Source organism: Spirulina subsalsa CS-330 (assembly GCF_028330765.1).
In the GTDB taxonomy this organism is placed as follows: Bacteria; Cyanobacteriota; Cyanobacteriia; order Cyanobacteriales; family Spirulinaceae; genus Spirulina; species Spirulina subsalsa_A.
This window is the reverse complement of record NZ_JAQMTY010000163.1, coordinates 1-9686: the sequence shown is the minus strand read 5'-3', so window position 1 is coordinate 9686 and position 9686 is coordinate 1. Positions and strand designations below refer to the sequence as shown.

Genomic DNA, 9686 nt, shown 5'->3' with positions numbered 1-9686 from the left:
GATGTTCACCTTCTCTCGATCCCCCCTAGCCCCCCTTAAAAAGGGGGGAACGAAAAAAAGTCCCCCTTTTTAAGGGGGATTTAGGGGGATCAAACGCAGACGAGGCCAACATTTGAACGTTATGTATAAGCAGTAGCCCTCAGGGAGAGGGAACTGGAAAAATAGATCGGCTCCCCTCGCCCTCTGGGAGAGGGGTTGGGGGTGAGGGCGATAACCCACCGATTAGCGATCAAGACCGATCGCACCAAACGGCTTCGCATCTATCTAAAGGGATAAATTGCGAGATGGCGCGATCGCTGAATTTATGTCCCATGAATGAAACATTGGCGTGAGTGCGTGCTGTAAAACTAATGAAGAACGGGCAATCTTCACGATTCAACTGTTCTCTTCAATAATTACGCCAAAAAGCAATGGTTAACACCCTACCTTCTAAAGGTTCTCTCGCCGTTCAACAGACTCGTCTGACGAACACCCTAGCACCGTTCTATAGTAAAACCGCCGCTGAGCCACGGTTAACGGTCATCGGTGCAGGTGCGTGGGGGTCTGCATTAGCGACGGTGGCGACGCGCAACAATCACGCTGTCAAGCTGTGGTCTCGTCGCCAAAGTGAACCCTTGGCAAGTGCGATCGCAGAGGCAGATGTGCTGCTCTGTGCCGTCTCCATGAAAGGCGTGCCCAGCGTGATTGAGCAGATCAAAGCGTGCAACTTGCCCAAAACCAAAATTATTCTCACCGCCACGAAGGGCCTAGACCCTGCGACGAAGCAAACCCCGTCCCAAATGTGGCAAGCCGCCTTCCCAGATAATCCTGTTGCCGTGCTGTCGGGCCCGAATCTTTCACGGGAAATTGAAATGGGTTTACCGGCGACCACCGTTGTGGCCAGCCAAGACGAAGCCGCCGCCAAAGTGGTACAAGACATCTTTTCCTCCGAAACCTTCCGCGTCTATATCAACACCGATCCCCTGGGGACTGAACTAGGGGGAACCCTGAAAAACATCATGGCGATCGCCGCCGGTGTTTGCGATGGTCTGAACCTAGGAACCAACGCCAAAGCCGGACTCCTCACCCGTGCCCTCCCCGAAATGATGCGGATTGGGACGCACATGGGGGCATCGAGCGAAACCTTCTTCGGCTTATCCGGTTTAGGGGATCTCCTCGCCACCTGTGACGGGACGCTTTCCCGGAACTATCGCGTTGGGTTTGGCCTCGCCGAGGGGAAAGACCTCGAAACCGTCTTGATCGAACTACAAAGCACCGCCGAAGGGGTGAACACCACCCGCGTCCTCGTGGACATGGCCCGCACCCACCGTATCCCGGTTCCCATTGCTCGCCAAGTGTGCCGCCTGTTGGATAATGAAATCAGCCCCATGGAAGCGGTGCAAGCCTTAATGGAACGGGAACTCAAAGCAGAATATTAATCAGCACTATAGCGGATTGCAAAACGATGAGGAGTGCTTCTAAATCCCTCTCCCTTACTGGGAGAGGGATTTAGGGTGAGGGCAGTGCCTCATATTCTTGAAAACCGCTATATCCGCTGCGATCGCACCCCCAGCACCCCCATCCCAAATCAAACCAAACCCACCGCGTCAAGAGCCTCTCAACTCACACCAGGCTCCACCTCACCTAACCAGCGTTCAATGATGCGGCACAGCTTGGGAAAATCTGCGATCGCTGTTTGGAGCGTCTCAATGTCAAACTCCGCCACATGACAACTCAAATCCTGAGCATAGTCACACAACAGTTGACAATCATACTCCGCTCCCAAACCCTGCAAACTTTCAGCAAAATCCCGAATATCACTCATGATCAACGTGCGCGAAACATGCAGCCAAGTGGTCGCCTCTAGTTCATAGAGCTTACAGAGGAACAGATCCTGCGCGATCGCCAAGCTCGGCGGAATTCTTTCCGGCATCGCCATCCCTAGGGTGTTCTGGGTATCCCCTGCCGGCCGATTCAGGGGATCTAGCATCAGTTCTGGCGCTAGATCTTGAACGAGGTTTTCAGGGGCTGGCAGCACGAGGGAAACCTGGGGAAACACAATCGTAAAGGTACTGCCCACGCCCAATTCACTGGTGAGGTAAATTTGCCCGCCGAGCATTTGGGTGAGGCGTTGGGTCAGGGCTAACCCCAAACCCGTACCACCATAGCGGCGACTGTGGTGGCCTTCGAGTTGACGGAAGGCATCAAAAATAATGTCCTGCTGATCGGGTGGAATCCCAATGCCGGTATCTTGCACGATCAATTCCAGTTGGATCACTTGAGGATCGTCAGCAGCCCGCGAACTTTGCACAATCAGGTGCACCGTCCCTTTTTTCGTGAATTTAATGCTGTTGCCGATCAGGTTAAACAAAATTTGGCGCAACCGGGCCGCATCAAACCGAATCTGTTCCGGGACATTGGCCCCCACGTGGTAATCAAAGGTGATGTTTTTCTGGTGGGCTGTGGCGGCAAAAATGCGGTGAATATCCCGAATCAGCGATCGCACCATGATCACATCCTCCCTCAATTGCAGCCGATTCGCCTCAATTTTGGCCAAGTCCAGCACATCATTCAACAGCCGCAGCAACGTTTCCCCACTACGCTCCATCAACGTCAAATTTTCCCGAATTGTCTGATGATTCAGACGGGTCGCATCCTGGTTCATCAACTGACAAAACCCCAAAATAATATTCAGCGGTGTCCGGATTTCATGGCTCATATTCGCCAAAAACTCACTCTTAGCGCGGTTCGCATCTTCCGCCGCCTGTTTCGCCGTCAGTAAATCCTCGTTTTGCGTGATCAGTTGTGTTGTTTGTAGCTGAAGTTGGGCTTGAGAATGCTGGAGATATTTAAACACTCGTTGTTTTTCAATCAAAGTCGCTGACAACGCGAGAGCCGTAATCACCAAAATGCTCAGAAAACATTGCAGCATCATGAGGGAAACCTGTAAGTTATCCGGAGACAACGAGGTCAGTGGGTTTGAGGTCAATTGGTTTACGGTGCCATAAATGGCAATGATCGAAATCAACAGCGTAAAACCGGACACGCCCATTTGTCCCAAACGAAAGGCCGCCACAATTAAACAGGGAATTAATAAATAATCAATCGGATAGTTTAACGAAAAAGCCCCATAGCTAATGCCTAGGGTCACTCCGAGCAAAATAACACCCTCTAAAAACCATTGCTGACCATTTTGAATCGGTTGTTCAATGGCGAGGCGGAGTTGATCCCTAAGCCAGCGTCGAGTTTTGGCGGTTCGATTGGAGCGAGTTGCCCGCAGCCAGCGGATCGCATCTGATCCGGATAGACAGAGGGGCGTGACCAGTAAAATCCCCGTCACATTAGAAATCCACCACATCACCCAGGCATTGAGGCTTTGATTAAAGACCACGGTGTGATCCAGGCTCAGGGCGAAGATCCCGACCGTGGCATTAATCAAGGTGCTGAGGATGGCGGTGAAAACCACGAACACAAAAACATCGCTGGTTTGGTTCAGGGGGTTCCGGCGACCAATGGTATGGCGTAACCATTGCACACCGAAATAGGTTCCGGCGGTCGTTCCTGTGGCGATAAGACCCACTTGGAGTAGATCTAATACCCAGATTCCTAGGGTGTTGCCATGCACAAAAGCTGACCAGTTGGCCAGAATTGAACCAATCGTTACCCCTGGCAAGATCCAATACCCAAAGAGCAAGACCATACCCACGCCTAGACCATCGGGAAACCAAATTGGCGTGATGGATTCTGGCGTGGATGCGGCATAACGACAGAGCACTGATAAGGCATAGTAGCCCAAGGCCAGACCGGTAATAGCAAGATTTCGCTGGTTTCGATTAGGTCGCCATGAGATTTTCATCGATTAGCTTGGGCACAACTGAGCATCAAAGAACAAAGCGCAAAAGAGAATACGCAGGCTTGAATCATGACTCCCTTGCACAAGATCCATGCGTATCATTTACCCATATCCAAAACAGACCCATTTTGCTTAGGCAAAGGTGGAAAAATGGCCACCTTGGGGGGGAACATCTTGTAAACGGCCGGGGCCCACGGCTTGAACGGCTTCTTTGAGGTCAATGTCTCCGGTGTAGATGGCGCGGCCGATGATCATGCCGGTCACGCCGTCGGGTTCGAGGGCAAGGAGGCTTAAGACATCGGTGAGGGAACTGACCCCACCGGAGGCGATGATCGGGAGTTCGACTTGGTGGGCGAGTTCGCGGAGGGCGGTGGTGTTGGGGCCGCTCATGGTTCCGTCGCGGTGAATGTCGGTGTAGATGATGGCGGCGGCTCCGGCGATCGCCATCCGTTGGGCCAGATCGATCGCGTCAATGGTGGAGGTTTCGAGCCAGCCTCGTGTTGCAACTTTGCCGTTGCGGGCATCAATGCCGACGATGATGCGGCCGGGAAATTCGGTGCAGAGGTCTTGAACCAGTTGAGGATTTTCCACGGCTAGTGTGCCGACGATCGCCCATTGCACGCCGAGATCAAAAATGCGTTGGATCGTGGCGCGATCGCGCAGACCGCCCCCCACTTCGACGGGAATGTTTAAGGCTTGGACGATGGTGGCGATCGCCTCATGATTGACGGTGGCTCCTGTTTTCGCACCATCGAGATCCACGAGATGTAAGCGAGTGGCTCCGGCGGCTTCCCAACGTTGAGCGACATCAAGGGGATGGTCACTAAAAATTTCAGACTGTGCGTAGTCGCCTTGATATAAACGCACGCATTGACCACCGAGGAGATCAATTGCTGGGATAACATCCATAGATCCTTATCTTGCTTCAGACTCTGTCTTTGCAGCATAGCGAACAATGCTACGCCCTATCAAAATTGTTAATGGAAATTCAGAGAAACTACGGGGATTAGTTATTTATACTGAAAGTCATACCGTATAATTACGGAATTATGACGGACGTTTAGCGGTCGTGCTCACCCATTGCGGATAACCGGCTGCGATCAGGGCGCGATCGCGTATTTGGCATGAATCGCACCGACCACAGGGCGTTTCTCCCCCGGCATAGCACGACCAGGTTAAGGGAATCGGCACGCCCAACCGCACCGCCCGCCGCACAATATCCACCTTGGTATCGTTCACCAACGGCGCGACGAGTCGGATCGGATGCCCCTCCACGCCCACCTTGGACGAAAGCCGCGCCAGGTCTTGATAGGCGGCGAGATAGTCCGGGCGACAATCGGGATAGCCAGAATAGTCCACCGCATTAATCCCCAGATAGATCGCCTCGGCTCCCTTGGCTTCGGCGAGGGAGAGGGCGAGGGCGATGAAAACGGTATTGCGACCGGGGACATAGGTGGCAGGGATGGGGGCGCGATCGCTACCATCTTGGGCCAGCGGCGTTTCAAAATCCGTCAAGGATGACCCGCCCCATTGCCCCAAATTCACATCGATCACAAAATGCTCTGCAATCCCCAAATGCTCAACCACCGCCTGGGCTGCGAGCAGTTCGCGATCGTGGCGTTGGCCGTAGCGACAGGAGAGGGCGATCGCCTCATAGCCATCGGCTTGGGCTTGGGCGGCGGTGGTGGCGGAATCTAGCCCTCCTGAAACCAAGACGACGGCGCGTTTTTGCGTTGTGGGTGAATTCATCGTTAACTGTAGATTGTGATGACTGGGATCGGGAAAAATTGTAAAACATGGGAATCAAGACCATTGATCCTGAAAGGTTTGGGGTCGCTAACGCCACTGTTGCCAGCCAAAATGATTGGGCGATATTGAGCGATCGCCCTCCCGGATCACCGCTGGCGGTATTGCTGCCCCGGTAAGCCCGTAATCAGTTCCAACATTTCCAACAGACTCAGCGCCACCAGGGCCTCACGCGCCGTTAACCCACTCTGTTCCATAATCCGATCGAGGGAGGTCGGGTCTGTGCCAATCACCTCAAAGGCTCGGTAACAGTTGGGGGATAAATCCGGCGGCAGCGTTGGGCGAGGGGCCACGACGGGGGGCGAGTCAGGCGGGGAGAAATCCAGCGTCAGTTGATGATCTTGGGGAGAATCCAACGGCGGAATATCACCCAACTGATCCAACAATGCCCGTTCCCCTAAAATCAACTGCGCCCCGGTGTTCACCAATTCCAAACAGCCGAGGGCTTGGGGATTGTCTAAAGAGCCGGGCAGGGTATAGACATCTCGATTGTATTCGATCGCATACCGAGCCGTAATCAATGCCCCCGATCGCTGGGCGGCTTCCATCACCAACACCGCCCGACTCAACCCGGCAATGATCCGATTGCGGGGCGGGAAATTATGGGCTTCGGGGCGCGTGCCGGGGGGATAGTCGCTGAGGATTAACCCCTGTTCAGCGATGCGATGGTAGAGGGCGGTGTTTTGACGGGGATAGATCACATCAATGCCCGTGCCGAGGACGGCGATCGTCCGACCGCCAGCGTTGAGGCAGGCTTCATGGGCCGCGGCATCCACCCCCAGCGCGAGGCCCGACACGATGGTAAAGCCTCGACAGGTGAGGGCGCGGCTGATCCGGGCTGTCCAGCGGTGGCCGTAGTCGGTGATGTTGCGAGTGCCGACGATCGCGATCGCCGGTTTGCGGCCCTGATTTTCGAGCCTGTTCACCTGACCGCGATAATATAAGACCGGGGGGAAATTCGGAATCTCTTGCAATAGGTAGGGGTAATCTGGATCGGCGGGTGTCCAAAACTTCACCTGGGCGCGATCGCACTCCTCTAGCAATTGTTCCGGTTCAAGCTGGGCCCGCGCCGTGGTGATACTCTCCAAGACCTTCGGCCCCACCCCCTGAACCGCTTGTAATGCCGCACCTTGGGCCCGCCACGCCTCCTCCAACGAGCCAAACTCCGTTTGCAGCCGTTTCACCAGCAGCGGCCCGACTCCCCGCACCCGTGACCAAGCCAGCCAATACATCCGTTCCTGTTCTTGCGCCATTGTTCCCCTCAGACAGTGTGAGAAAAATTTTCAGTGGTTAATTGAGAATTAGTATCATTAACGCTACAATGAATTCTCGTTCCCATTCGTTTATTACCCTAGTATGAAATTCTGTTCTCGTTCGTCCGTTGCGGTTGCCTTATCAGCCATTGCTATGGGGGCGATCGCCGCCTGTTCCCCCACCACCAGCCAAGACGCAGCTAATCCAACGGATACCGCCGACTCCGGCGACAACAGTGAAGCCGTCCTCAACCTCTACTCCTCACGCCACTACGACAGCGACGATGATCTCTATGCCGCCTTTACCGAAGAAACCGGCATCGAAGTGAATCTGATCGAAGGCAAAGAAGAAGAACTCATCGAACGGATCACAAGTGAAGGGGACAACAGCCCCGCTGATGTGCTGATGACCGTGGATGTGGGCAACCTCTGGCGGGCCCAAGAAGCCGGGATTCTCCAGCCCATCGAATCCGAAGCCCTCACCACTGCCATTCCTGACAACTTCCGCGATGATGCCAACGAATGGTTTGCCCTCACCAAACGGGCACGGGTGATCATCTACAACCCCGACGAGGTTGATCCCTCGGAACTGTCCACCTATGAAGCCCTCGCCGAACCGGAATGGGCGGGCCGGGTCTGTATTCGCAGTTCGAGCAATATCTATAATCAATCCTTGGTGGCCGCTAAAATTGCCGAACTCGGCGAAGACAAAACCCTGGCATGGATTGAAGGCGTGGTGGCGAATTTTGCCCGTGAACCGGAAGGCAACGACACCGCCCAAATTCAAGCCGTAGCATCGGGGGTCTGTGATGTGGCGATCGCCAACACCTACTATGTGGGCCGTTTGATGCGCTCTGAAGACCCCGCCGATCAAGACGTGGTGAGCAATATCGCCGTCTTTTTCCCCAACCAAGAGAGCGGCGGGGCCCATGTCAATATCAGCGGCGCAGGCGTGGCAGTGAACGCACCGAACAAAGAGAATGCGATCGCCTTCCTTGAATTCCTCGTCACCCCCGAAGCCCAACAACTCTTCGCCGACGGCAACAACGAATATCCCGTCGTCGAATCCGTCACCGCCAACGAAGTCGTCCGCAACCTCGGCGACTTCAAAGCCTCCGACCTCAACGTCGAACAATACGGCGAACTCAACCCCAAAGCCGTCCAACTCATGGACAAAGCCGGTTGGAAATAGGCTCAATCTAGGGGATATCATCTAGTCCCCTGACCCTGCAAAGGTTAAGATAAGTTGCAATCAGTCGCAGGAGAAGGAAACCACGTTGGCTCGTCGTTATTTATTTACTTCAGAATCTGTCACCGAAGGGCATCCCGATAAAATCTGTGATCAAATCTCTGACACGATTTTAGATGCCCTCTTGACCCAAGATGAACGCAGCCGCGTGGCTGCCGAAGTGGTCGTCAATACCGGACTTGTCTTGATCACAGGGGAAATCTCATCCCAAGCGAATGTCAACTATATTGACCTCGCTCGCCAGAAAATTGCAGAAATTGGTTACACCGATGCCAACAACGGCTTCTCCGCCAATAGCTGCTCTGTGTTAATCGCCCTCGATGAACAGTCCCCCGACATTGCCCAAGGGGTCACCTCTGCCCAAGAGCAACGGGCCGAACTCAGCGAAGACGAACTCGATGCGATCGGAGCCGGTGATCAGGGGTTGATGTTTGGCTATGCCTGCAACGAAACCCCCGAACTGATGCCGATGCCGATTAGCCTCGCGCACCGGATTTCCCGTCAACTCACCGCCGTGCGCAAAAGCGGTCAACTGCCCTACCTCGGCCCCGACGGCAAAACCCAAGTCAGCGTTGTCTACGAAGACGGCAAGCCCGTTGGGATTGACACGATTTTAATCTCGACGCAGCATACCGAAACCATCGGCGAGTTAACCGATAACGATGCCATTCAAGCCAAAATCAGAGCCGATTTGATTGAAAGCGTCATTCAACCCGTGTTTGCGGATATTGCCGTTAAACCCACGCAGGAAACCCGCTATCTCGTCAATCCCACGGGCAAGTTTGTCATTGGGGGCCCCCAAGGAGATTCCGGCCTCACCGGCCGGAAAATCATCGTCGATACCTACGGCGGCTATTCCCGTCATGGCGGCGGGGCATTTTCCGGCAAAGACCCGACCAAGGTAGACCGCTCGGCGGCCTATGCCTGTCGCTATGTGGCGAAGAATATCGTCGCGGCGGGTTTGGCGGAAAAATGTGAAGTCCAAGTGAGCTATGCGATCGGGGTGGCGCGGCCCGTGAGTATCTTAGTAGAAACGTTTGGGACGGGGAAAGTGGATGAGGATATTCTGTTGGACTTGGTGAAACGCCATTTTGAACTGCGTCCGGCGGGGATTATCCAAACCTTTAACCTCCGCCAACTACCGGCCCAACGGGGCGGACGGTTCTATCAAGATGTGGCGGCCTATGGTCATTTGGGGCGGACGGATCTTGATCTGCCCTGGGAAAAAACCGATAAGGCGGCTCTTTTGAAGTCGGAGGCGTTGGCGGTGCAGGCGTAACGCACAACTTTCCGGCTTTTCCGGGTCTTGGCAGGCCGGAACCTGAGTCCTCAGACTGGTTGACTGACAAAAGATGATAGCCCTCACCCCCAACCCCTCTCCCAGAGGGCGAGGGGAGCCGAGCAATTTTTCCAGTTCCCTCTCCCCTAGGGCTACTGCTTATACATAACGTTCAAATGTTGGCCTCGTCTGCGTTTGATCCCCCTAAATCCCCCTTAAAAAGGGGGACTTTTTTTCGTTCCCCCCTTTTTAAGGGGGGCTAGGGGG

At 54.4% G+C, this 9686-nt stretch carries 7 protein-coding genes; 3 read left to right on the top strand and 4 right to left on the bottom strand.

Features of this window, described 5'->3' with window-relative positions; translation table 11 throughout:
• The first annotated feature begins 410 nt into the window (after window positions 1-410).
• Complete coding sequence (locus tag PN477_RS11000; RefSeq protein WP_272115887.1) at window positions 411-1418, top strand: NAD(P)H-dependent glycerol-3-phosphate dehydrogenase; 1008 nt, start codon at window positions 411-413, stop codon at window positions 1416-1418.
• A 179-nt stretch (window positions 1419-1597) separates the two neighbouring features.
• Here the strand turns inward: PN477_RS11000 and PN477_RS10995 are convergent, their stop codons facing one another.
• The 4 genes from PN477_RS10995 to dprA form a co-directional block, all read right to left on the bottom strand.
• Window positions 1598-3835 (bottom strand): MASE1 domain-containing protein, encoded by a 2238-nt coding sequence (locus tag PN477_RS10995; protein ID WP_272115889.1) that lies wholly within the window; start codon window positions 3833-3835, stop codon window positions 1598-1600.
• 129 nt (window positions 3836-3964) lie between these two features.
• A complete protein-coding gene (gene hisA / locus PN477_RS10990; RefSeq protein ID WP_272115891.1) occupies window positions 3965-4741 on the bottom strand; it encodes a 1-(5-phosphoribosyl)-5-[(5-phosphoribosylamino)methylideneamino]imidazole-4-carboxamide isomerase in 777 nt (258 codons plus the stop codon).
• A 138-nt stretch (window positions 4742-4879) separates the two neighbouring features.
• Window positions 4880-5581 carry a 7-cyano-7-deazaguanine synthase QueC gene (gene queC, locus PN477_RS10985; protein ID WP_272115893.1) on the bottom strand — a complete coding sequence of 234 codons (702 nt, stop codon included), beginning with the start codon at window positions 5579-5581 and terminating at the stop codon, window positions 4880-4882.
• A gap of 146 nt (window positions 5582-5727) precedes the next feature.
• A complete protein-coding gene (gene dprA / locus PN477_RS10980; protein ID WP_272115894.1) occupies window positions 5728-6891 on the bottom strand; it encodes a DNA-processing protein DprA in 1164 nt (387 codons plus the stop codon).
• A 103-nt stretch (window positions 6892-6994) separates the two neighbouring features.
• Here dprA and PN477_RS10975 point away from each other — a divergent pair, with 103 nt between their 5' ends.
• Together PN477_RS10975 and metK are read left to right on the top strand one after the other, a co-directional pair.
• Window positions 6995-8083: a Fe(3+) ABC transporter substrate-binding protein gene (locus PN477_RS10975; RefSeq protein ID WP_272115896.1), complete on the top strand. Its 1089-nt coding sequence runs from the start codon at window positions 6995-6997 to the stop codon at window positions 8081-8083.
• An 85-nt stretch (window positions 8084-8168) separates the two neighbouring features.
• Window positions 8169-9419: a methionine adenosyltransferase gene (gene metK / locus PN477_RS10970; RefSeq protein WP_272115898.1), complete on the top strand. Its 1251-nt coding sequence runs from the start codon at window positions 8169-8171 to the stop codon at window positions 9417-9419.
• Window positions 9420-9686 lie beyond the last annotated feature (267 nt).

Coding starts and splice junctions, on each gene's coding strand:
- PN477_RS11000 (WP_272115887.1), top strand. CDS start 411: ATGGTTAACACCCTACCTTCTAAAGGTTCTCTCGCCGTTCAACAGACT.
- dprA (WP_272115894.1), bottom strand. CDS start 6,891: ATGGCGCAAGAACAGGAACGGATGTATTGGCTGGCTTGGTCACGGGTG.
- hisA (WP_272115891.1), bottom strand. CDS start 4,741: ATGGATGTTATCCCAGCAATTGATCTCCTCGGTGGTCAATGCGTGCGT.
- PN477_RS10975 (WP_272115896.1), top strand. CDS start 6,995: ATGAAATTCTGTTCTCGTTCGTCCGTTGCGGTTGCCTTATCAGCCATT.
- PN477_RS10995 (WP_272115889.1), bottom strand. CDS start 3,835: ATGAAAATCTCATGGCGACCTAATCGAAACCAGCGAAATCTTGCTATT.
- queC (WP_272115893.1), bottom strand. CDS start 5,581: ATGAATTCACCCACAACGCAAAAACGCGCCGTCGTCTTGGTTTCAGGA.